The organism is Streptomyces sp. NPDC038280 (assembly GCF_055600045.1).
Genome location: NZ_JBVJYZ010000022.1, coordinates 72089 through 93642, shown reverse-complemented (window position 1 = coordinate 93642; position 21554 = coordinate 72089). Strand labels below are relative to the sequence as shown.

The 21554-nt window shown below is 71.8% G+C and carries 24 protein-coding genes and 1 pseudogene; 14 read left to right on the top strand and 11 right to left on the bottom strand.

The genetic code is table 11. The annotated features are described in order from the left end of the window. Positions 1–9: 9 nt before the first annotated feature. On the top strand, positions 10–345 hold the full coding sequence (locus ACZ7J0_RS30640) for a hypothetical protein (RefSeq protein WP_470892819.1): 336 nt from the start codon (positions 10–12) through the stop codon (positions 343–345). A gap of 42 nt (positions 346–387) precedes the next feature. Further along, positions 388–801, top strand: coding sequence for a DUF6304 family protein (locus ACZ7J0_RS30635; RefSeq protein WP_470892817.1), 414 nt, complete (start codon positions 388–390; stop codon positions 799–801). Between the two features lie 23 nt (positions 802–824). On the opposite strand, the gene ACZ7J0_RS30630 is transcribed toward ACZ7J0_RS30635, so the two are convergent. After that, positions 825–1283 carry a group II truncated hemoglobin gene (locus ACZ7J0_RS30630; protein ID WP_470892815.1) on the bottom strand — a complete coding sequence of 153 codons (459 nt, stop codon included), beginning with the start codon at positions 1281–1283 and terminating at the stop codon, positions 825–827. Positions 1284–1504: 221 nt separating this feature from the next. Beyond that, a complete protein-coding gene (snpA, locus tag ACZ7J0_RS30625) occupies positions 1505–2149 on the bottom strand; it encodes a snapalysin (protein WP_470892813.1) in 645 nt (214 codons plus the stop codon). 209 nt (positions 2150–2358) lie between these two features. On the opposite strand from snpA, the gene ACZ7J0_RS30620 reads away from it, so the two are divergent. Genes ACZ7J0_RS30620 through ACZ7J0_RS30610 form a run of 3 tightly spaced genes read left to right on the top strand, consistent with a single transcriptional unit; the run spans position 2359 to position 4824 of the window. Then, the gene (locus ACZ7J0_RS30620; RefSeq protein WP_470892811.1) at positions 2359–3315 is read left to right on the top strand and encodes a LysR family transcriptional regulator; all 957 of its coding nucleotides are present in this window, start codon (positions 2359–2361) and stop codon (positions 3313–3315) included. Between the two features lie 40 nt (positions 3316–3355). Then, the gene (locus tag ACZ7J0_RS30615) at positions 3356–4363 is read left to right on the top strand and encodes a GNAT family N-acetyltransferase (protein ID WP_470892809.1); all 1008 of its coding nucleotides are present in this window, start codon (positions 3356–3358) and stop codon (positions 4361–4363) included. Then, positions 4360–4824, top strand: coding sequence for a GNAT family N-acetyltransferase (locus ACZ7J0_RS30610; protein ID WP_470892807.1), 465 nt, complete (start codon positions 4360–4362; stop codon positions 4822–4824). Before ACZ7J0_RS30615 ends, ACZ7J0_RS30610 begins: the two co-directional genes overlap by 4 nt. Positions 4825–4964: 140 nt before the next feature. Here ACZ7J0_RS30610 and sodN read toward each other — a convergent pair whose 3' ends face one another. Next, a complete protein-coding gene (gene sodN, locus ACZ7J0_RS30605; RefSeq protein ID WP_468707194.1) occupies positions 4965–5360 on the bottom strand; it encodes a superoxide dismutase, Ni in 396 nt (131 codons plus the stop codon). Between the two features lie 142 nt (positions 5361–5502). On the opposite strand from sodN, the gene sodX reads away from it, so the two are divergent. Then, positions 5503–5925: a nickel-type superoxide dismutase maturation protease gene (sodX, locus tag ACZ7J0_RS30600; RefSeq protein ID WP_470892805.1), complete on the top strand. Its 423-nt coding sequence runs from the start codon at positions 5503–5505 to the stop codon at positions 5923–5925. Here the strand turns inward: sodX and ACZ7J0_RS30595 are convergent. Then, positions 5829–6458, bottom strand: a complete 630-nt coding sequence (locus ACZ7J0_RS30595; protein WP_469119225.1) for a CGNR zinc finger domain-containing protein — start codon at positions 6456–6458, stop codon at positions 5829–5831. The two genes, sodX and ACZ7J0_RS30595, sit on opposite strands and share 97 nt — an antisense overlap. Before the next feature lie 105 nt (positions 6459–6563). Between ACZ7J0_RS30595 and ACZ7J0_RS30590 the strand changes: the two genes are divergently transcribed. After that, entirely contained in the window at positions 6564–7328 is a 765-nt protein-coding gene (locus ACZ7J0_RS30590) for a class I SAM-dependent methyltransferase (RefSeq protein ID WP_470892803.1), read from the top strand. 64 nt (positions 7329–7392) lie between these two features. Here the strand turns inward: ACZ7J0_RS30590 and ACZ7J0_RS30585 are convergent, their stop codons facing one another. From ACZ7J0_RS30585 to ACZ7J0_RS30575, 3 genes are read right to left on the bottom strand one after another with little or no spacing between them, the layout of a single operon-like run. After that, positions 7393–8160, bottom strand: coding sequence for an amino acid ABC transporter ATP-binding protein (locus ACZ7J0_RS30585; RefSeq protein WP_469119227.1), 768 nt, complete (start codon positions 8158–8160; stop codon positions 7393–7395). Between the two features lie 4 nt (positions 8161–8164). Next, the gene (locus tag ACZ7J0_RS30580) at positions 8165–9097 is read right to left on the bottom strand and encodes an amino acid ABC transporter permease (RefSeq protein ID WP_470892801.1); all 933 of its coding nucleotides are present in this window, start codon (positions 9095–9097) and stop codon (positions 8165–8167) included. A gap of 27 nt (positions 9098–9124) precedes the next feature. Further along, positions 9125–10090: an ABC transporter substrate-binding protein gene (locus ACZ7J0_RS30575; protein WP_470892799.1), complete on the bottom strand. Its 966-nt coding sequence runs from the start codon at positions 10088–10090 to the stop codon at positions 9125–9127. 554 nt (positions 10091–10644) lie between these two features. Between ACZ7J0_RS30575 and ACZ7J0_RS30570 the strand changes: the two genes are divergently transcribed. The 5 genes from ACZ7J0_RS30570 to ACZ7J0_RS30550 all read left to right on the top strand — a co-directional run bounded on the left by ACZ7J0_RS30570 (position 10645) and on the right by ACZ7J0_RS30550 (position 15263). Continuing rightward, a complete protein-coding gene (locus ACZ7J0_RS30570; protein ID WP_468707176.1) occupies positions 10645–11856 on the top strand; it encodes an NAD(P)-dependent malic enzyme in 1212 nt (403 codons plus the stop codon). A gap of 164 nt (positions 11857–12020) precedes the next feature. Continuing rightward, positions 12021–12986 (top strand): zinc-binding dehydrogenase, encoded by a 966-nt coding sequence (locus ACZ7J0_RS30565; protein ID WP_470892797.1) that lies wholly within the window; start codon positions 12021–12023, stop codon positions 12984–12986. Between the two features lie 68 nt (positions 12987–13054). Next, positions 13055–14458, top strand: coding sequence for a cellulase family glycosylhydrolase (locus tag ACZ7J0_RS30560; protein WP_470892795.1), 1404 nt, complete (start codon positions 13055–13057; stop codon positions 14456–14458). 32 nt (positions 14459–14490) lie between these two features. Next, positions 14491–14700 (top strand): helix-turn-helix domain-containing protein, encoded by a 210-nt coding sequence (locus ACZ7J0_RS30555; RefSeq protein WP_026058749.1) that lies wholly within the window; start codon positions 14491–14493, stop codon positions 14698–14700. After that, positions 14700–15263: a Clp protease N-terminal domain-containing protein gene (locus ACZ7J0_RS30550; RefSeq protein ID WP_470892793.1), complete on the top strand. Its 564-nt coding sequence runs from the start codon at positions 14700–14702 to the stop codon at positions 15261–15263. Before ACZ7J0_RS30555 ends, ACZ7J0_RS30550 begins: the two co-directional genes overlap by 1 nt. An 81-nt stretch (positions 15264–15344) precedes the next feature. Here ACZ7J0_RS30550 and ACZ7J0_RS30545 read toward each other — a convergent pair. From ACZ7J0_RS30545 to ACZ7J0_RS30530, 4 genes and pseudogenes are all read right to left on the bottom strand, one after another. Then, positions 15345–15470 (bottom strand): annotated as a pseudogene (locus ACZ7J0_RS30545) (alpha/beta hydrolase); the annotation flags it as partial. 17 nt (positions 15471–15487) lie between these two features. Next, complete coding sequence (locus tag ACZ7J0_RS30540) at positions 15488–16462, bottom strand: helix-turn-helix transcriptional regulator (protein WP_470892791.1); 975 nt, start codon at positions 16460–16462, stop codon at positions 15488–15490. A gap of 1 nt (position 16463) precedes the next feature. After that, positions 16464–17354 (bottom strand): DUF4097 family beta strand repeat-containing protein, encoded by an 891-nt coding sequence (locus ACZ7J0_RS30535; protein WP_470892789.1) that lies wholly within the window; start codon positions 17352–17354, stop codon positions 16464–16466. Between the two features lie 1279 nt (positions 17355–18633). After that, positions 18634–18816, bottom strand: coding sequence for a DUF6104 family protein (locus ACZ7J0_RS30530; protein ID WP_469119236.1), 183 nt, complete (start codon positions 18814–18816; stop codon positions 18634–18636). A 157-nt stretch (positions 18817–18973) separates the two neighbouring features. Between ACZ7J0_RS30530 and ACZ7J0_RS30525 the strand changes: the two genes are divergently transcribed. Both ACZ7J0_RS30525 and ACZ7J0_RS30520 read left to right on the top strand, forming a co-directional pair. Beyond that, on the top strand, positions 18974–19366 hold the full coding sequence (locus ACZ7J0_RS30525) for a CU044_2847 family protein (RefSeq protein ID WP_470892787.1): 393 nt from the start codon (positions 18974–18976) through the stop codon (positions 19364–19366). After that, positions 19366–21546, top strand: coding sequence for a VMAP-C domain-containing protein (locus ACZ7J0_RS30520; protein WP_470892785.1), 2181 nt, complete (start codon positions 19366–19368; stop codon positions 21544–21546). Before ACZ7J0_RS30525 ends, ACZ7J0_RS30520 begins: the two co-directional genes overlap by 1 nt. Positions 21547–21554: the final 8 nt, after the last annotated feature.

The window sequence follows — 21554 nt, the reverse complement described above, 5'->3', positions numbered from 1 at the left end:
GCTGGAAGCATGGGCAGCAGCGAAGGACCGACCGTCCGTGATCCGCAGGCCGACCCGGTGTGTCCGGCCTGCGGACAGGCCGTCGGCACGACCATCAAGCGCCACAAGGTCCTCGGGGCATGGGTGCCCGTCTGGGAGCCCCAGCCCTGCGCCAACCCCGACTGCGCACTCTTCGGCCGGAAGCCGTCGACCGCCGCGGCCGCCGCAGCGGAATCCGGGGAGACCGGCGACGCGGAGTCCGCGAAGGCCGCGCAGGACGAAACCGGACGGACGGAAACCCCTGAGGTCGCGGGGGAGAGGCCGGGCAAGGACGACGAGATCGGCAGAAGTCAGACTCCGGGGTGACCGGCCGCGCGGCGGAGCCAGTCATACCGCTACAGTCCGCGCATGTCATCGGAGTCGAGGGAAGTCTGGACCGGCTGGTACCGGGACCGCCGGGGCGCGGAAGCGATCGTCATCGCGGCGGACGGCAAGCGGGTGGCCACCCGCATCAGGGGGATCGCGTACGAGGGGGCGGGCCTCGCCACCCTGAGGTCGGCCGACGGTGAAGCGCTCACCGGATGCGTCCTCGAATGGGACCTGCCGCTGCCCGTCATCACCGACGGGAGCACCGAACAGGCCACGCTGAGCTGCCTTCTGACACTCGGTGAGCGTGCCGATCTGAGCCTCACCCTGCACTGCGCCGGAACGGCCTACGAGTCGGGCATCGCCGGCGGCGATTTCGAGGAGGCGCTCGACCGGATCGCGCGCCAGCTGCCTCCGGGAACCGCGTTCGGACGCAGGCTCCCGGAGCACGCCTGACTCCCGCGCCGGGTGACCGCCGCTCAGGCGAGGCCGTTCCAGCCCCACCTCGGCGTCGGCCCCGGCTCGCCGAGGTCCGTACCCGGCGGTGCGGCGGACACATCCCGGGCGATCTTGGTCCCCCACTCGAAGTACTCCAGCACCCGGCGGCGCAGCAGCTCGTCGTCGGGCAGCTCCTTCTCGACCGCCGTGGTCATCAGCTCCATCCAGCGCGACCGCTGCTCCTCGGTGATGGAAAGGCCGACGTGAGCACGCAACAGGGCGTGGTGGCCGCCCAGTTCGGCGGTGAAGCGGTCGGGGCCCGAGAAGATCTCGGCCAGCCATACGGCGACGTGTTCGACATGTGTCGGGGTGAAGTCGGCGAAGACCGGCGCGAGGAGCGGGTCGGCGAGCACGGCTTCGTAGAAGGTGTCGGAGAGACGGCGCAGCGCGTCGGCGCCGCCCACCGCCTCGTAGAGCGTCTTTGATCGCTCGCTGGTCACGGAATCCTCCCGGGTCGGCATCTGAGAATGCCCACTCTTGCCCGGCGGTCGTACCGCCGAAGGGGTTCCGCTGTCGGCGCAAAGGCGGTCGGTACAACGCCCGGCTGACGCAACGACCGTCTGCGGAAAGGGAGTTCACGCGAGGGTCTCCGGAGAGGGGGAGGCGCGCCCCGCCACTGCTGAGGGCGGGGCGCCCCTCCCCCTCGTTCAGGAGGCGGGGGTCAGGAGACCGTGGCCGCCGCCAGGCCGTTGCGCCACAGGTAGTCGACGCGGGAGCGCTCCTGCGAGTTCGGCTGGGCGTTCTGGCAGGAGGTTCCGGGACCGCCTCCGGACATCAACTCGCTGCACGGGCCCGAGTAGTGGTCGGGCAGACCGAGGACATGGCCGGTCTCGTGGGCCGTCACGCGCGTGGAGTTGTACTGCTGGTTCTGTCGGTAGTCGAGGAAGATGTAGCCCCGGCCGTGCCCGTCGGTGCTGGCGTAGGAGCCGCGGGAGTCGTTGCCCTCGTAGTACCGGAAGTCCGGGTTGCTGCCCTCCTGGAGCTTCACGTTGTTCACGGAGCTGTTCCAGATCTGGGTGCTCCGGGATATCTGCGTACGGAAGCTGGGGGCGTTGGCGGTGCTGTAGATCACGGTGACGGCGAGGGCCCCGGGGTTGGCGGCTCGCTTCTCGGCGACGGACTTCATCACGGCTTCGTAGAAGGCCTTGTTGGCCTTGGCCTCCGCCGCCGAACCGGCGTACGCGGTGAAGCCGGAGGCGGTGGTCGAGGAGGGGGCGGTGGTGGGGCTCGCGCTCGCGGGGACGGCGCCGAGGGCGGCGACGGCCAGGCCGAGGGCCGCGGCCGCGACGGAGATGCGATGTCTCATGGGGGGCTCCTACTCGTCCGGTACGCGCTGGGTGGGCGCGTTCGGTTGGGTGGGTCGGTCAGAGTGTCGAGGAGCCCCGGGCCCGTACGGATGATGGCAAACCCCGATAGCGCAAACGCATCACCCGCCCCAACAGACCTTTAATTCGGCGGCAATTGAGACGGAATGGTTGTCTGGTGCGACCCAGGGCGCCGCCCTACGCTCGGGGCATGGAGCTGGAGGTGAGGCATCTGCGCGTGCTCTGCGCCATCGCGGACACGGGCAGCCTGCACAAGGCCGCGCGCCAGCTGGGGATGAGCCAGCCGTCGCTGACGACCCAGCTGCGGCGCATCGAGAACTCGCTGGGCGCGGAGCTGTTCTCGCGCGAGCGCACCGGCTGCCGGCCGACGCCGCTCGGCCGGTCGGTACTGAGCCGTGCCCGGCCCCTGGTGACGCAGATGGCCTCCCTGATCACCGAGACCAGGGCGGCGGCCGCCCGCGCCGACGGCCCCCGGCTGCGCGTCGGCTCCACCGCGAGCCGCGCCCTGCCCGGCTGGCTGCGCCGGTTGCGCCAGCGGCTGCCGGGCACCGACATCGCCCTCCACATGGACGTCTCCGCCAACGCGCTGCTGCGGATGGTCGCGGCCGGTCAGCTCGACGTGGCCTTCGTGCACGAGGTGGAGGGCTGCCCGCTGAGGGTGCCGGACGGGCTGGAGCGGCGCGTACTGATCGACCGTGAGCCGCAGTTCGTCTCCATGGCCAACGACCACCCCGCGGCCGCCGAGCCCGTCGTGGAACTGGCCGCCCTGGCGGGGGACCGGTGGTTGGTCGACCCGACGGTCGACGGCGAGTGGGACGGGCTGCGCCGCGTCCTGGCCGCCGCCGGCATCAACCCTCCCGTCCTGCACACCGACTACCACACGGCGGCCTCCCTGATCGTGCTCGGCGAGGCGGTGGCGCCCTGCCAGCCGACCTCGGGACCACGCGACGACATGGCGATCAGACCCCTGCGGGGCGACCCGCTGGCCGTGCGGCTGCTGTTGTACGCGCGCCCGGAGGCCCCGCCGGAGGGGACGGGCGGCATGTACGAGGACCTCTCGGCGGCGTACCGGGAGGCGGCGCTTCGCGCGGCGGCGTACCGTCAATGGCTGCTGCGGAACGGGAGTCCGCTGCTGAGAGCGGCGTAGGGGCCGCTCTCCGGCCGTCGACGAAGGGGAGTGCGTCACTGTGACCGTACGGATCGAGGGGGAGGGGATCGTCCTCCGGGAGTGGACCGAGGACGATCTGCCGGTGATGTCGGAGCTCTTCGACGACCCGGTGGTGGCCCGCTGGACCCCGCTGCCCTCGCCCTTCGACGCGGCGACCGCGGCCGGGCTCCTGACGAAGATCCGCGGCGCCCGTGCCGAGGGCACCCGGCTGCATCTGGCGATCACCAAGGACGGCGGGGAGCCGCTCGGCGAGGTCATGATCAGCGTCCCCGCCCGCTCCCTCGGCTACGCGGTCGGTGCCGCCCACCGCGGCCAGGGCCTCGCCCCCCGGGCCGCTCGGCTGCTCACCGCCTACGCGCACGAGACCCTTGGTCTGCCCCGGCTCCTGCTCCAGATCGAACCGGGCAACGCGGCGAGCGAGGCGGTCGCGCGGGCGGCGGGCTACCGGCTGACCGACGAGGAGCCGATACCGGTCGAGGACAAGGGCCGCGCCTACACCCTGCGGACCTGGGCGCACGACGCCCACAGCGCGACGGCGGTGGACCTGGAGGCGCTCACGGGGCTGGCCGAGGGTCACCACCCGCGCGCGGTGCGGTCCTTCGGCGTCCGGGAGACGGCCGGGCACCTGGTCAAGGTGTACGGGATCGAGGCCCCGGGCCGCACGGTCACCGAGGCGGACCTGGCTCCGGCGCTGCGGATCGCCGAGGACCGGCTGGCGGCCGGCCGCCGGTACGGCTCACTGGGGCTGGCCGCCCTACTGGTGCACGCGGGCGGCGACGGCGACTACGTCCTCGTCCACACCTGGATCGAGGGCCACATGTCCGACCTTTCGGTCCACACGGGCCCGGCGGGACGCCCCGACGAACTGCGCCCCGGCCGGGTCGGTCTCGCGCCCTGCGTCTGGGAGGCCGCGGTGCTCGCCCACGAGCGGGAGTCCTTCGTCCGGCACGTTCTGGACGGTGAGGGGCCCTGGGGCGGCCGGCTCGACGCGTGGGGCACCGATGTGATCGAGGGGGTCGTGCGATGACGGCGCCCGCCCCCCGGGTCCGCCACGCCCTCCCGGCCGACCTGCCGCGCGTCGCGGAACTGGCCGCCGAGCACGCCGCGTACGAGAAGGCCGAGCCCCCGGCGCCCGGTCTCGCCGACCGCTTGGCGGCGATGCTCTTCGGCGAGGACCCCCGGCGTCTGCGCTGCCTGGTCGCCGAACTCCCGGACGGCCACCTGGCCGGGTACGCCACCTGCGCCCCGGAACTCTCCACTTGGGACGGCCCCTACCTCCACATGGACTGCCTCTACCTCGCGGACAGCAGGCGGGGCCTGGGTCTCGGCGCGCTCATGATGACGGCGATCGAGGAGGAGGCCCGGTCCCTGGGCCTGACCGAGATCCAGTGGCAGACACCGGCGTGGAACGAGGGGGCGATCCGCTTCTACGACCGCCTGGGCGCGGCCTCCAAGGAGAAGCTGCGGTACACGCTGCGCGTGGGGTGAGGGGCCGCTCCCGGCCCCGCGCCACCCGCACCGAGAAGACCGGAAAGACCGCACCCGGACCGCGGTGGACGCCAGGAGAGGCGGCCTGCGGACCGGGTGCGGTCGGGTGAAGCATGGCGATACGCGAAAAAGAACGCGGATCAGGCCTTCTTCGTCTCCCAGAAGATGCGGTCGATCTCAGCGATGAGCTCCAGCGCCTTCTCGCCCGTCTTCGGGTCCGTCGATGCCTTCGCCGTCGACAGCGCCTTCAGGGCGTCGTTGACGAGCTGGTGCAGCTCCGGGTACTTCTCGAAGTGCGGGGGCTTGAAGTAGTCGCTCCACAGCACCGAGACATGGTGCTTGGCGAGCTCCGCGCGCTGCTCCTTGATGACCGTGGCGCGGGCCCGGAAGTGCGGGTCCTCGTTGGCCAGGTACTTCTCCTGGACGGCCTTGACCGATTCGGCCTCGATGCGGGCCTGGGCCGGGTCGTACACACCGCAGGGGAGGTCGCAGTGGGCGCTGACCTTCACCTTGGGGGCAAACAGGCGGGAGAGCATTGAGCTGTCCTTCCTCGTGATCGTCTTCTCAGGTGGGACATTACTCCGTGAGAAGCGCGATTTCGCGAGCGCCCCCTTGGGCTTAGGACAAAAGTCCAGGGTCACCATGAGACTCGTGGACGATCGAACCGGGAGGTGCCGGATGGCGAATCAGGGGCGGGAACCGGCAGTGCCGTTCGGGATCGCCGAGGTCACGGGGCTGTCGATGGTTCCCACGCTCCTGCACGGCGACCAACTGCTCGTGCACTACCGGGCGGTGACCCGGCCGGGTGACGTGGTCGTGCTGCGTCACCCTCTTCAGCAGGACCTGCTCATCGTGAAGCGGCTGGTCGACCGGCGCGACGGCGGCTGGTGGGTACTGAGTGACAATCCGGACGCCGAGGGCGACAGCCGGGTGTTCGGCAGTGTGCCGCCGGAGCTGGTGCTCGGCCGCGTGCGGGCGCGCTACCGGCCAATGACGCCCGGGCGTCAGCGGTCCGTCGGGGTCGTGCTGTCCTGGCTGCTGTCCTGTGTGAGGCCGGTGTTCTCCGCCCGCTCGGTCTCCAGGCGCTTGCGCGCCCGGTAGGCGGCCACGTTGGCGCGGGTCGCGCAGCGGTCGGAGCAGTAGCGGCGCGAGCGGTTGGTGGAGGTGTCCAGGTAGGCGTTGCGGCACGGCGCCGCCTGGCACAGACCGAAGCGGTCGGCCCCGAACTCGGTCAGGTGGAAGGCGAGGCCCATGGCGGCGATCGCGGCGTAGCCGGCGGTCGCGTTGGACGGGTGGTCGGCCAGGTGCATGTGCCAGCGGGGCCGGCCCTCGTCGTCCAGGTAGTCGTGGCCGGAGATCTGCGGGCTGACGGGGAACTCGAGCAGCAGCGAGTTCAGCAGGTCCACGGCCCCGGTCTGGTCGCCCGCGTCCGCGGCGGTGAAGACTGCGCGCAGCCGGGCCCGTACCGACCGGAAGCGCGTCACGTCCGCGTCCGTGACGCGCCGCGCCATCTGGGAGGCCGCGCCGAAGAGGTCGCGGACCACCTCGACCGACGTGAGGGCGTCCTTGTTGCGAGCCGGCTCCTCGGTGTTGACCAGACGCACGGCGTAATCCGAGTAATAGGCCAGTTCCACTTGTAGTCCTTACGGCGGCGGTCTAGGGTCAGGGCATCGGGGGGTAAGTGACGCTTGCCCATCCAGGGTATTACTTCGAGGGTATTACGGAGCGGGAGGCCGGGGATGACGGATACGACAGCGAGTGCCACGGACTGGCGGGCCTGGCAGGAGAGCTGGGACCGTCAGCAGGAGTGGTACATGCCCGACCGGGAGGAGCGGTTCCGGGTCATGCTCGACATGGTCGAGGCCGTGGTCGGTCCGGAGCCCCGCGTCCTGGATCTGGCGTGCGGTACGGGAAGTATTACGGACCGGCTGCTCCAGCGGTTCCCGACGGCCGTCAGTACCGGCGTGGACCTCGACCCGGCGCTCCTCGCCATCGCCGAGGGGTACTTCGCCGGTGACGACCGGGTGACCTTCGTCCGCGCGGACCTCAAGGACCCCCGGTGGACGGACGCGCTGCCGTACGACTCGTACGACGCCGTCCTGACCGCCACCGCACTGCACTGGCTGCACCTCGGGCCGCTGGCCACGCTGTACGGACAGCTGGCGCCGCTCGTCCGCGACGGCGGGGTCTTCATGAACGCGGACCACATGAGGGACGAGAGCACCCCCCGGATCAACGCGGCCGAGCGCGCCCACCGGCACGCCGCGATGGACCGCGCCAGGGCCGCCGGGGTCCTCGACTGGACCGACTGGTGGAAGCTCGCCGCCTCCGATCCCGTCCTCGCCGGGCCGACCGCCGAGCGGTTCGCCATCTACGGCGAGCACGCCGACGGTGAGACGCCCTCCGCGCGGTGGCATGCCGAGACCCTGCGCGCGGCGGGGTTCGCAGAGGCGCGGGCCGTCTGGGCGTCCCCGTCCGACTCGCTCGTCCTGGCCGTCAAGTAACGCGAAAGGGGCGGTACGGAGACTCCGTACCGCCCCTTTCCCTACGGCCACAGCCTCGACGGCGTCACAGCACCTTCGAGAGGAACGCCTTCGTGCGGTCGTGCTGCGGGTTGCCCAGCACGTCGCGCGGGTGGCCCGACTCGACCACCACACCGCCGTCCATGAAGACCAGGGAGTCGCCCACCTCGCGGGCGAAGCCCATCTCGTGGGTGACCACGATCATCGTCATGCCGGATTCGGCGAGGTCGCGCATGACGTCCAGGACGTCACCGACCAGCTCCGGGTCGAGCGCCGAGGTCGGCTCGTCGAAGAGCATCAGCTTCGGCTCCATCGCGAGCGCACGGGCGATCGCGACGCGCTGCTGCTGACCGCCGGAGAGCTGCGAGGGGTAGTTCCCGGCCTTGTCGGCCAGGCCGACGCGGTCGAGCAGCTTCGCAGCCCGCTCCCGGGCGACGGCCTTGGACTCGCCCTTCACCTGGACCGGCGCCTCCATGACGTTCTCGAGCGCCGTCATGTGCGGGAACAGGTTGAAGCGCTGGAAGACCATGCCGATGTCCCGGCGCTGCGCCGCGACCTCGCTGTCCTTGAGCTCGTAGAGCTTGTCGCCCTTCTGGCGGTAGCCCACGAGGTCACCGTCGACGTAGAGCCGACCGGAGTTGATCTTCTCCAGGTGGTTGATGCACCGCAGGAAGGTCGACTTGCCGGAGCCGGACGGGCCGACCAGACAGAACACCTCGCGGGGCGCGACCTCCAGGTCGATGCCCTTGAGGATGTGGGCTGCGCCGTAGGACTTGTGAACGCCCTCGGCCTTCACCATGGGTTGCGTGGACATTGGATCACCGCCGCCAGTTGGAGAGGGAGAGCATGTTCGCCTTGACCTTCTGCCACGGGGTGGCGGGCAGCTGGCGCAGCGAACCGCGCGCGAACCGCCGCTCCAGGTAGAACTGGCCGACGCTGAACACCGACGTCAGTGCCAGGTACCAGATCGACGCCACGAAGAACATCTCCATCACCGCGAACGAGGTGGAGGCGATGTCCTGCGCACTGCGCAGCAGGTCCGGGTACTGAACGGCGATGACCAGGGACGACGTCTTCAGCATATTGATGAATTCGTTCCCGGTCGGCGGGATGATGACCCGCATCGACTGGGGGAGCACCACGCGCCACATGGTCTTCGCCTGGGTCATGCCCAGGGCGTGCGAGGCCTCCGTCTGACCCTCGTCGACCGACTGGATGCCGGCCCGGACGATCTCCGCCATGTACGCGCCCTCATTGAGGCCGAGACCCAGAAGGGCGGCCAGGAAGGGGGTCATGACATCGGTCATCTCGTCCTTGTAGAACCCGATGTTGAACAGCGGGAAGATCAGGGCGAGGTTGAACCAGATCAGCAGCTGCACATAGACCGGGGTGCCGCGGAAGACCCAGATGTACAGCCAGGCGACCGCGCTGGTCACCGGGTTCTTCGACAACCGCATCACGGCGAACAGCACACCGAGGACCAGACCCAGCAGCATCGAGACGACGCTGATGAGGATGGTGTGCCACAGGCCGGAGAGGATGCTGGAGTCGAACAGCTTCTCGGGCACGGTCGCCCAGCGCACATTGCCCTGGGAGAACGCGTAGCCGAGCGCCCCGAGGAGCGCGATCACCACGACGGCGCTGATCCAGCGTCCGTAGTGGCGTACGGGAATGGCCTTGATCGCCTCGGGGGGGACCCCCGCCGGGGCGGGTGTGGCCCCGGCGGGAATCTTGTCAATCTTGTCGCTCACAACGACTGCCCTTCAGTGGTGCGCGGGTCAGGAGCCGCCGTTGATCTTGGCCTCGGTCACGGCGCCGTCGGCGGCGCCCCACTTGTCGAGCGCGGCCTTGTAGCTGCCGTCCTTGATGGCCGCGTCGAGGGCCGCCTTGAGGGCGTCGCGCAGCTCGGTGTTCTTCTTGTCGATCGCGATGCCGAAGAGGCCGGCGTCCGACTTGTTGGCGACGGCCTCGAAGTCGTTGCCGCTTCCGGCGGTCTTGGCGATGTACGCCGCGACCGGCGAGTCGTTCAGGTCGGCGACGGCGCCGCCGGCCTTCACACGGGTCTGGGCCTCGGCGTCGGTCGGGAAGGACTCGAAGGTGAGCTTCGGCTTGCCGTCCTTCTCGCACTTGGCGGCCTGGTCCTTGGCGGACTGCTCGTAGGTCGTACCGCGCTGGACGGCGATCTTCTTGCCGCACAGGTCGTCGAGGGACTTGATGTTCTCCGGGTTGCCCTTCTTGACCAGGATGCCGGTGGAGGCGGAGAAGTAGTCGACGAAGTCGACACCGGTACCGGTCTTCTTGCCCTTGTCGTCCAGACCCTCCTGGCGGGCCTTGGTGTCCGTCATCGAGGACATCACGACGTCGGTGCGGCCGGTCGGCAGCGCGCCGAGCAGGGTGTCGAAGGTGCCGCTGGTGAACTCGAACTTCACACCGAGCTGCTTGCTCAGGGCGGCGGCGACGTCGGGGTCGACACCGACGATCTTCTCGCCCTCCTTGAACTCCATCGGCGCGTAGGTGGCGTCCGTGCCGACCTTGATCACGCCGGCCTTCTGGATCTTCGCGGGGAGCTTGGAGAAGAGCGGGGCCGAGCTCGAGGAGGTGCCCTCCTTCTTCGTGCCGCTGTCGGTCTGGTCGCCACAGGCGGTCAGCAGCATGGAGCCGGCGACCGCGATCGCGGCGACCGCGGCAATCCGGGACGTCCGGGTCTTGGCGGCGGTCGTGCAGCGGGTGGAGCTTGCGGTCATGGTCGGGTTCCTCCGGCTGGTGAGGGAGTTGCCAGGTCGGGCACGCACCTTCGGGTGTCGCGACCTCGTGTGATTACGGCATCTTGCCATTCGGACCACACGAATCAGGGGGCCGCGCATGTCAAAATCGGGTAACGGGTCACCCCCGATCTCCGGAAGGCCGGTACCGCAAGGCCGGACCATCTCCGGGAGCACTACCTTCAGACCGGAAAATCTTCGGTTGATCTCGTCATACGGACTCCGCGAAGTCCGCGAACCGGGCGTTCTGTGAGCGCTGACCGACATGCTGTGACGAATCATGTCATCGGGCGCGCCGTCGCGAGTGACAGATCACCGGATATGGACTCGTCGCCGACGCCGTCCGTCCGGTAAGAAGGATCCTTACACCCCTCATCCGGGGCTCAGGGCGCGTGTGCGGCGCGCCCGCGCGTTCGTACCTCCCCCCTGCCGAGGCGGGCCAACCGCCAGGCGCAGGGCACGGACGCGGGTCCGCCCACCCCTCCTCAACCAGGAGTGGCCACCCTCAAATGATGAAGACTTAAGGGGTCAACCAAATGGCAGCGGAGATCGTCAATCCTCGCAGCGACAGCGGTACGGAAGGCGGGCCCGACGAGCCCTTCGATCCGGCCTTCGCGCTGCACCGCGGCGGCAAGATGGCCATCCAGGCCACTGTGCCCGTCCGCAACAAGGACGATTTGTCCCTCGCGTACACGCCCGGCGTCGCCAAGGTGTGCACCGCTATCGCCGAGCAGCCGGACCTGGTCCACGACTACACCTGGAAGTCCCAGGTCGTCGCCGTGGTCACCGATGGAACGGCCGTGCTCGGACTCGGCGACATCGGCCCGGAAGCCTCCCTTCCGGTCATGGAGGGGAAAGCCATCCTCTTCAAGCAGTTCGGTGGCGTGGACGCGGTGCCGATCGCGCTCGCCACGACCGACGCGGACGAGATCGTGGAGACCGTCGTCCGGCTCGCTCCCTCCTTCGGCGGAGTGAACCTCGAGGACATCTCGGCGCCGCGGTGCTTCGAGATCGAGCGCAAGCTCCAGGAGCGCCTCGACATCCCCGTCTTTCACGACGACCAGCACGGCACGGCCGTGGTCACCCTGGCCGCTCTGCGCAACGCCGCGAAGCTGACCGGGCGGGGCCTGGGCGAGCTGCGCGGTGTCATCTCCGGCGCCGGCGCGGCCGGTGTCGCCATCGCGAAGTTCCTCCTCGAGGCGGGGCTGGGCGATGTGGCGGTCGCCGACCGCAAGGGCATCGTGAGCCTGGACCGTGAGGACCTCACCCCGGTCAAGCGCGAGCTGGCGGAGATCACGAACAAGGCGGGCCTGAGCGGTTCGCTGGAGAGCGCGCTGGCCGGCGCGGACGTGTTCATCGGTGTCTCCGGCGGTACGGTCCCGGAGGCCGCGGTGGCGTCGATGGCGCCGAACGCGTTCGTCTTCGCCATGGCCAACCCGAACCCGGAGGTCCACCCCGACGTCGCGCACAAGTACGCGGCGGTCGTGGCCACCGGCCGCTCGGACTACCCGAACCAGATCAACAACGTCCTCGCCTTCCCGGGCATCTTCGCCGGTGCGCTGCAGGTGCGGGCCTCGCGGATCACCGAGGGCATGAAGATCGCCGCGGCGAACGCGCTCGCGGACGTGGTCGGTGACGACCTCGCGGCCGACTACGTGATCCCCTCGCCGTTCGACGAGCGGGTCGCCCCCGCGGTCACCGCGGCGGTCGCCGCCGCGGCCCGCGCCGAGGGCGTGGCGCGCCGCTGACCCCGTCACGCGCACGTGGGGCCCCGCCGATCGGCGGGGCCCCTTCGCGTTGCCGTGCCCTTCGGCGCGGCCGAACCCCTTCGCGTCGCGAGCCCGCCGCCTGGGGCGCGTGTCACACCGGCACACGGTTCCCCCGTACGGTCCCGAGTCCTACGCTCAAGGTCATGTTCGCTGCCTACGCCGCCCGAATCGACCGCGACCAGCCGCTGAACGGCCTCGAGCTGGGTGAACGGCCCGCTCCCGAGGTACGTCCCGGCTGGACGACCGTCACCGTCAAGGCCGCCTCGCTCAACCACCACGACCTCTGGTCGCTGCGCGGAGTGGGCCTCGCCGAGGACAAGCTGCCGATGATCCTCGGCTGCGACGCCGCCGGCATCGACGAGGACGGCAACGAGGTGGTGATCCACTCGGTCATCGGCCAGACGGGTCACGGCGTCGGGCCGCGTGAGCCCCGGTCGATCCTCACCGAGCGCTACCAGGGCACCTTCGCCGAGAAGGTCGCCGTCCCCGCGTGGAACGTGCTGCCCAAGCCGAAGGAGCTCTCCTTCGAGCAGGCCGCCTGCCTCCCCACGGCCTGGCTCACCGCCTACCGGATGCTCTTCACCAACGCCGGCGTACGCCCCGGCGACTCGATCCTCGTCCAGGGCGCCGGCGGTGGTGTCGCGACCGCCGCGATCGTCCTCGGCAAGGCGGCGGGCCTGCGGGTGTACGCCACGAGCCGCGACGAGGCCAAGCGCAAGCGTGCGGTCGAGCTGGGCGCCGTCGAGGCGTTCGAGCCGGGCGCGCGGCTGCCGCGGCGGGTGGACGCCGTCATCGAGACGGTCGGCGCCGCCACCTGGTCCCACTCCGTCAAGTCGCTGCGGCCCGGCGGCACCCTGGTGATCACCGGCGCGACCAGCGGCGACCGCCCCTCGCACGCCGAGCTGACCCGGATCTTCTTCCTGGAGCTGAAGGTCATCGGTTCGACGATGGGCTCCAAGGACGAGCTGGAGGACCTGCTCTCGTTCTGCGCGGCGACCGGTGTCCGGCCGGTGATCGACGACGTCCTGCCGCTGGACCGGGCGCGCGAGGGCTTCGAGAAGATGGCCGCGGGCGATCTCTTCGGAAAGATCGTCCTCACGACGTCTTGATGGTCCGTCAGATGTACTGATGGGATCTCCGGCACGCGACCACACCGCCGTGCCGGAGGTTTCCCGTGATGCGAACGACCAGCACCCTCACCGCAGCCGTGGCGCTCGCCGCCGCGCTCCTCGCCCCGGCGGCCGCCCCCGCGGCCGCCCGTACCGCTCCCGGGGGCGCCGGGGGCATACCCGCCCTGACGGACGAGCACGGCCGCGCCCTCACCCTGCGCGGCTGGAACATCGAGGACAAGGCCCACCGCGGTGACGAGGCGCTGAGCGCCGTCACCGAGAAGCATCTGCGCGACATGCGGGGCCGAGGCTTCAACTTCGCCCGCCTGCTGGTCTTCTGGGACGACCTGGAGCCACGGCGGGGCCAGTTCAGCCAGGCGTATCTGCGGAAGATCGAGCGGATCCTGGACTGGGCCGAGAAGTACGACATCCAGATCCTGATCGACGCCCACCAGGACGTCTTCGGACCCGCCTTCGGGCATCGCGGTGTCCCGGAGTGGGCCACCCGTACCGACGGCCTGCCGTTCACGCCGCACCCCGGCGACTGGTTCTCGGAGTACTTCGAGCCGGCCGTGCAGCGGGCCTTCACCCATCTCTACGGGGACGAGGACCTGCGGCGCGCGCAGGCCCGGATGTGGCGGGTGCTCGCCGACCGGTTCGAGGACCATCCCGCCGTGCTCGGCTACGACCTGATCAACGAGCCGATGGGGGAGCTGCGGGAGGGGGAGGACCTGCCCGCCGCCGCCCGCCGGATCGAGCGGGACCAGCTCACCCCGATGTACAACCGGCTCGCGGACGCGGTCCGTTCGGTGGACGAGGACACCTGGGTGTTCGTCGAGCCGACACCGATCGTCGGCGAGGGCGTCCCGACGGGCCTGGGGAGGATCAAGGACCCGAAGGTGGTGTACGCCCCGCACTTCTACAACACCGCGATGGAGGCAGGCGCCGACTACGACCCGGCGGCGGGCTGGATCGAGTCGTACGAGGCCGCGGTCACCGTCTATCCGAAGGAGTACGGCGTCCCGGTCGTCGTCGGGGAGTGGGGGCCGCTCAACAACGACCTGCCGAACATGGGCCGTTTCTACCGTGACGCGCTCGCCTCGCTGAACCGCTACAGCTCCGGCTGGGCGGGTTATGTGTGGTGCTACGGAGGCGGGTACTGCGCGGTGGACGCCGCCGGGACCTTCCGTGTGAACAAGGAGCAGACCGCCTCGCCGTACGCCGCGGCGGTCGCGGGCGCGGTGCGCTCCTCGTCGTACGACTCCGGTGTCTTCCGGCTGGAGTACGAGGCGGCCCGGCGCGGCTCCCGGGTCACCGAACTGTCGCTGCCGCCGGGCGAGCGGGGCTGGCGGATCGAGGTCGTCGGGCGGGCGTGGGCGGACACGCGGCGCGTGGCCCCCGGGGAGCAGGCGCGTGTGCGGGTGGTGGCCGCGCCCGGAGCCCGGGTGAGCCTCATCGTCAACCAAGGTTGACAGCCGTCGGGTGTCAACGTAGGTTGACAGTCATGACCGACGCAACCGATCTCGCCGCGAGGGCGGGCGACCGCGACCCACGGGTCGGACTGCGAGCCGTCTCCGCGCTGCGGCGACTCCTCGAGCAACTCGAAGCCGTCCAGGTCCGCAGCGCCCGCAACCAGGGCTGGTCGTGGCAGGAGATCGCCGCCGAGCTGGGGGTCAGCCGGCAGGCCGTCCACAAGAAGTACGGGAGGCAGTGATGTTCGAACGGTTCACGAAGGACGCCCGTTCCGTGGTGACCGGCGCGGCCGCCCACGCCGAACGGGCCCACTCCGACTCCGTCACCGACGAGCATCTGCTGCTCTCCCTGCTCGACGTGGAGGGAGGGCGGACGGCCTTCGCCCTGCGCGCCCTTGGCGTCACGGAGCGACGGGCCGCGCTGGAGGAGTCCTTCGCCGAGGCGCGCAGGCGCGGCGGAATGTCCAGGGCGGACGCCGACGCCCTCGCCGGGATCGGCATCTCCGTCGAGGAGATCGTCGCCCGGGTGGAGGAGACCCACGGCGTGGGCGTGCTGGGCGGCGACCGGGCAGAGCGGAGCTGGTGGTCCGGCCGCCGTCCCTTCACCCGCGAGGCCAAGGACGTCCTGGAGAAGTCGCTGCGCGTCGCCCTCGGCCGCCGCGACCGCACCATCGGCGCCGAGCACCTCCTGCTGGCACTCGCCGCCCGCCCGGGTCTCGTGTCGGAGGTCCTGGCCGAGCAGGGCGCGACCTACGGCGCCCTGGAGCGGCTCCTGTTCGCGGCCGAGGCGTCCGCCGCCGGATGAGGACGCCAGGGGCCGTCGGCAGGCTGGATCCAAGAGAAAGCCGTCGACGGCGGCGGTGACACGGGAGGGTCGCCCGTACGCGGTGTGCCCGAAGCCCTCGTACGTCAGCAGCGTGCCGCCGGAGAACCGGCCCGCCGGGCTTCTGGACTCCGCGTACGGCGTGGCGGGGTCGCCGGTCGTGCCAGCGACCGGGGCAGGGCCGTCGATCGGGACCGCGTGCGGTCTCAGGCCCGGTCGGAACCCTCCTGCGGGTCGCTGCGTAGCAGCGCCGCGATATGGGCCGCCGCCGTGGACAGGTGGCGCCTGGCCTCGCCGAGCTGGGCCTCCGAGACTCCGTGGTCCCGCGCCGCGTCGCGGATGTCGTCGCGGAAACGGTCCAGGAGCCGGTCCAGGTCACGGGCCGGGTCGCCGGTCGACTCGGTGTCCTTCGGCCACTGCGGATCCGCGTCGGCGGGCTCCGGCGTGACGTACGGCGGCCAGGCCGCTCCCCGGGCCATGCCGCCCAGCTGGGCGGTCAGCTCGGACAGCCCTTCCCGTACGCCCGTCGGCCAGTCGCCCCGCCTGAAGTGGTCCTGGACCTGTTCCTGGACCTGGCGGGCGATCCGCTGGACCTCCTGATTGGCCTTTTCCTGGGCCTCCTTCGCCTGCCGTCGGGCCGCCTTGGCGTCCTCGCGGGCCCGGCGCGACTCGTCCTTGGCCCGGCGGGTCTGCTCCTTCCACTCCTGCTTGGCGCGGCGCAGCTCCTCCTTGGCGTCGCCGAAGGTGTCCCCGAACGCCGTACCGAAGGTGTCGCCGAAGCCGGGCTCCGTACGGCGCGTCTCGCTCGCCGCCGCCCGCATCTCGCTGCGGAGCTTGCCCGCGGCGCCGCGGACGTCGTCGCGGATCTCGGCGGCGAGCTCCGAGACGGACTCGCGGATCTCCAGCTCCAGGTCGGCGAGCTCGCCGCCGCGCCCGGCCAGTTCCTCGCGGCCCGCGTCGGTGATCGAGTAGACCTTGCGGCCGCCTTCGGTGGCGTGCGTGACCAGGCCCTCGGCCTCCAGCTTGGCCAGGCGGGGATAGACCGTGCCGGCCGAGGGCGCGTACAGGCCCTGGAACCGCTCCTCCAGGAGACGGATCACCTCGTAGCCGTGGCGGGGGGCCTCGTCGAGGAGCTTGAGGAGGTAGAGCCGCAGACGGCCGTGGGCGAAGACCGGGGGCATGTCAGAGCACCTTTCCGAAGTCGACGGGGGAGTCGGGGCCGGCGTCGTGACGGGCACCGGGGCCCGGGTCGGACTCGGCGGCCGGGCGGCGCAGCAGCGCGATCGAGCCGGACACGGTCGTCGCGCGGAGCGTGCCCGTGCCCGCGCCCAGCGTCCCGGTGATCTTCTTGGCGCCCCACTGGCCGCTGACCCGGAGATCCTCGAAAGCGTTGGAGACCGCGCCGCTCGCGGTGTTCGCCTCGACCTGGGCGTCGGCCGGGTTCGGGAGCCGGATCGCGATCTCGCCGGAGACGCTCGTCAGTCGGACGTCCGTCGGGCCGGCGGGCTCGAGGTCGACGACCATGTCGCCGCTGACCGATTCGGCCCGGACGGAAGGGCCGGCGCCATCGACCACCGTGAGGCTGCCGGAGACGGACTTGTGGTGGAGGTCGCCGGTGACGGACTGGGTCTCCAGGCTGCCGGAGACGCTCTCCGCGCGGACCGGGCCCGAGAGCCCGACGAGCGTGGTGTCACCGGTGACACCACGGACGTCCGTACGCCCCCGCACGCCGGACACCATCACGGCGGCACCGACTGCCCCGACCTCGACGTCGGCCCCGGCCGGCACGGCCAGGGTCACGACGACGCTGCGCTGCCAGCTCCTGCGGTCGAGCTTGCGGTCGAGCCAGTCGCGAAAGCCCTTCCAGGTCAGATCCTCGTAGGCGACGGTGAGGCTCGACCCCTGCCGCGTCACGGTCAGCGGCGGCCCCTCGATCTCCGCCACTTCCAGCCGCGCGGAACCCTCGTCGGTCCCGACGACGTTGACCGTTCCGTTGACGACGCGCACCTTGAGCGTTGTCACGGGGTCGTCGAAGGTGAGCTTCTGGGGCTCGGCGACGGACCACTCTGTCATGGTGCGGACCTCCCGGATCGGCGACGCAACATATCGCGTATCTCGATAGACACGATATATCGCGGTCTGGGGAAGTCAAGGGGCAGCGTCGACGACGGCGGTGAGCGGGGGCGCGGCGGGGGGCTGGGCCGGTGCCTTCGCGCGGGAGCGGCGCGGGCGTCGGCCCGGTCGACGAGGCGGTGGCGAACCGCCGGCCCTCCGGCCAGTACGGCGGTGCGGCCACCCGGGGCGGCCCCAGCCCCCTGGGACGGGGCGGGCCGGCGACCCGGCGACGCGGGCGGCTCTTCCTGCCGCTGCCGCCCCGGTTCGAGCCCACCGTCGCGGCCACCCCCTCGCGACCACGTGATCGCGCGGTCCACACCGCAAGCGCCGATCCCGTGCCGCGTCCGGCTGCGGACCCGCGACAGTCCCTGCCGATGACCCTGGACCCTCGCGGGCAGGGGCACCGCGGGGTGCGCGCCGGACGCGATGTGGCGCCCACCGGGCCGCTGAGCCGGTCGCGGCACTGTGGTGGAGCGTGCCGACGAGTCCGTTGTGCGGTCGGGACGCTGGGCGGCCTCGGGTCCCGGGGTGAGCGGTTCCTGGAGGGGGCGCCGACGAGTCGGTGAACGGTCGGAGTCGTCGTCCGCCCCCGTCCCCCGGGGCTGCTCGCTCCTGGCGGGCACGCTGCCGGGCAGTGAACCGGGCAAGCGTCGGGTGGGTGTGGCGGGGGTGCTCGGCGGCCCACCGGCAGCCGGCGGCCCCCGCGAGAGGGTCGCGCCGCGCCACCCGCCGTCGGCCGCCCGCGCGCGGTCAGCCCGTCCGGTCGAGCCCGGGGTCGGCCTGCGCGGGCTTGCGGGCCGGCTCGGCCGCGCCACCCGCCGTCGCCGCCCGCGCGCGGTCAGCCGGTCCGGTCGAGCCCGGGGCCGGCCTGCGCGGACTTGCGGGCCGGCTCGGCCGCCTCCGCCGGGGACAGGTGTGCTGAAACGCGCATCATCTCGGCGCCGCGCCACCCGCCCGCCGGCCTCCGGTCCGGCCGACCGACCGGGTTTCGGTAGGGCTCCCGCCCGGAATTCGCGCCGTCGACGCCCGTCCGGCGCTGCGAGCCGCTTACCGCGTCACGGGCGTGCCCGGCCCCACCGCGCTCGGGACGGTCCTGGCGGTGCGCCGTGCTGCCGCCGCGCGCCCGAGGGGCGGGAGCCGTTGCAGGGGCGCGACCGCACCCGGCCAGACCGGGGGCGGGCCGGGCTGCGCCCGGGGAGCGGGGGCGTTCGGGGCGCACGCCCCCGAGGACCAGGACCTACTCCTCGTCCTCCTCGTCGTCCAGGCGGGCCAGCCACGTTGCCAGGCGTTCCACCGGGACCTCGAAGTCCGGGTTCAGGTCGACGAAGGTGCGCAGCTGCTCGGCGAGCCACTCGAAGGTGATCTCCTCCTCGCCGCGCCGCTTCTCCAGTTCCTCGATGCCACGGTCGGTGAAGTACAAGGGGTGCTCCGGTGGGACTCGGAAAATGCGTTCTCCCAGCCAGGATAGGAGAGCTCGGGAGCCCCTCGCCCCCGCGGCCCCGGCGAGCTAGCCTGATCCTCCATCAGTGTGACTGGGGCGTACGGGAACTGGTGCGCCACGGGGACGGGGGTGCGTCATGGGGGACGGGATACGGCCGATACAGCTGCCCGACGGCACCGAGGTCTGGGTCCGGGCGTCCCGGCTCGACGGGGGCGGCGGCGAGTACGACGATCTTTACGACGACGTCGGCGTCTGGGACCGGGTGACCACCAGGATCGAGGGGCTCAAGGAGACCGTCGAGGGCGTCGCCCGCTCCGTGCGGGACGCCACCGCCGACGTCGCGCCCGACGAGACCGCCGTCACCTTCGGCATCGAGGTCTCAGCCAAGCCCGGCAAGGCGTTCGCGGTCCTCGCCGACGGCGAGGCGAAGGCGAACCTCTCCATCACGCTGACCTGGCGGCACGCCGACCGCCGCGCGGCCCATCGGAACGGAACGCCCGAAGGAGGCCGGGACCGGGCCGCGAGCTGATGTCCGGACGCGAGATCCTCTGGCGTCTTGCGCAGGACGCCACCGTCGGGATCTGCCCACCGCCCCGACCGGCCGCCGCCGCCGACGGCCCCTACGCGCCCGCCCGGCGCCGGCCCGTCCTCTGGGGCAGCGGCTGCCTGGTCGCGCCCGGATGGGTGCTGACCTGCGCCCATGTCCTCGTGGACGGCCTCGGGCTGCGCCGCCCCCAGGACCCGGTCGCCCCCGGGGAGCCCGATGTGGGGGTCGTGGTCGACGGGGAGGTCCTGCCGGGCCGGCTCGCGTACTGCATGCCCTCGCCCCGCCAGTCCGTGCCGCAGCGCGGCGCCGAGGAAGCCGGGCGCGAGCCGTACGCCGACGCCGTCGACGGCATCACCCCCGACCTCGCCCTGATCGCGCTCCTGGAACCGGTGAAGCGCGAACGCTGCGTCTGGCTGACCGACCGGCCGCCGGGCGAGTTCGGGCAGGACGACGACGGCGGCGGAATCATCGGCCGCTTCTACGACGCCAACGGCGAGGAAGGCCCGTTCGTCACCGAACAGCTCGTCTGCGGCCACGGCGGCAACAAGGGCAGCCGGATCAAGGTCACGCTCAAGGTCGACATGCGCCACGGCGTCTCCGGGGGGCCGCTCATCGACCTCGACCGCGGGGAGGTGATCGGCGTCGTCAAGGCGCGCGCCAAGGACGGCCGCTCCGGTCTCGCGGTCGCCATCAGCGCCCTGCGTGCCCTCGGCCCCGACGCGCACCAGCCCGGCGCGCCCGACCTCGGGGACGAGCCGTACCGGGAGCTGATGCGGCTGCACGACGAATGGCACTGGCGCCGCCAGGACCCGGAACAGAGCGACGGCCAGGACACCTGGATCGACGGACAGCGCGAACTCCCCGGCCGGCTGAGCACCTGGGCGCTGACCGACCGGCTCACCGCCCTCCACCGGCTGGGCAGCATCCCCGGACCCCGCAGCCCCCTGGTCGTCCAGCAGCTCGTGCAGGAGGCCACCGGTCAGCACGCCAACCGCGCCACCCGTGCGCTGACCTGGCGCGACGGCCACGGCATGCTCCGCGGCTTCGGCGGCAGAGACGACCTCGCCGTCCACCTCCAGTACCTCGCGCGGGTCGCCGTCGAGGTGCACCGCAGCGCCGCCGCGGCCGGCGCCGACGGCGCCGCGGCCCTCGAGGCGCAGGCCCTGCACCGCTGGGTGATGGAGCGCGGGCAGGCCCTGCGCCCGCAGGCCCGCAGGAGCCTGCGAGGCCTGCGGCCGGCCCCCCGCGCGGTCCTCCTGGAATTCGAGGAGGCCCCCTCCCTCTACCAGGAGGAGACGGACGACGACCTCTACGGCGCGGCGGACGTCCAGGAGCCGCTGTTCACCTGGTCGGTCCTCAAGGGGTACGGGGACGGCCGCTGGGAGCTCGCCGTGGCGCCCCAGCCGGACGGTACGCCCTTCGAACAGGCCCGCCACCAGGCCCTCGCCGCCCTCTCCGGCGTCCTGTCCGGCGCCGACGCGGCCCGGCCGCCCGGAGACCCCGTACCGCTGGAAGTGGCCCTGCCCGGCTCGCGGTTCGGCGCGGCCGTCGCCGACTGGGAGATGAGGGAGGACCCCCGCCCCAGCTCGCCGCGGGTGGTCGTCGGCGCCGACCGGCCCGTGGTCCTGCGGGACATCGAACGCCGTCTCGCGCCGGTGGCCGCGGACGGGGAGACCCTCTGGGCGAACCGCTGGAGCGGACTGCTGAGCGCGCCCCGGCTCGAATCCCTGCGGCTCGCCGACCCGCGGGCGCCGCTCGGCCGTCATGAGCTCGGTGCCGTACCGGACGGCCGGATCCCGGTGCTCTGCCGGGACGTCACGACCGGTCCCGGCGGGGTCGCCGCCCAGCGGGCCGTCGGGCTTGGCTTCCCCGTCGCCCTGTGGCGCTCCGACGGACACGGGCACCCGTACGAGGCCGACTGCGGCGACTCCTGCGACGACTTCCACACCGGGATCGCCGATCTGCTGGCCACGGACCGCCCGGCGCACGCCCTGCAGTCGCTTCCCGGCCAGGTGTGGCGGCTGCGCGCCCGGGGCATGGACCCGGAGGCGCGCTGGGTGCGGGGACTTGTCCTGTTCTACGACGACCCGAACCACCCTTTGCCCCGTGCGGCCGCGAAGCCCCTGGAACATCCGGGGCGACGAGACCGGAATGCATCGTGAGCCGGGGC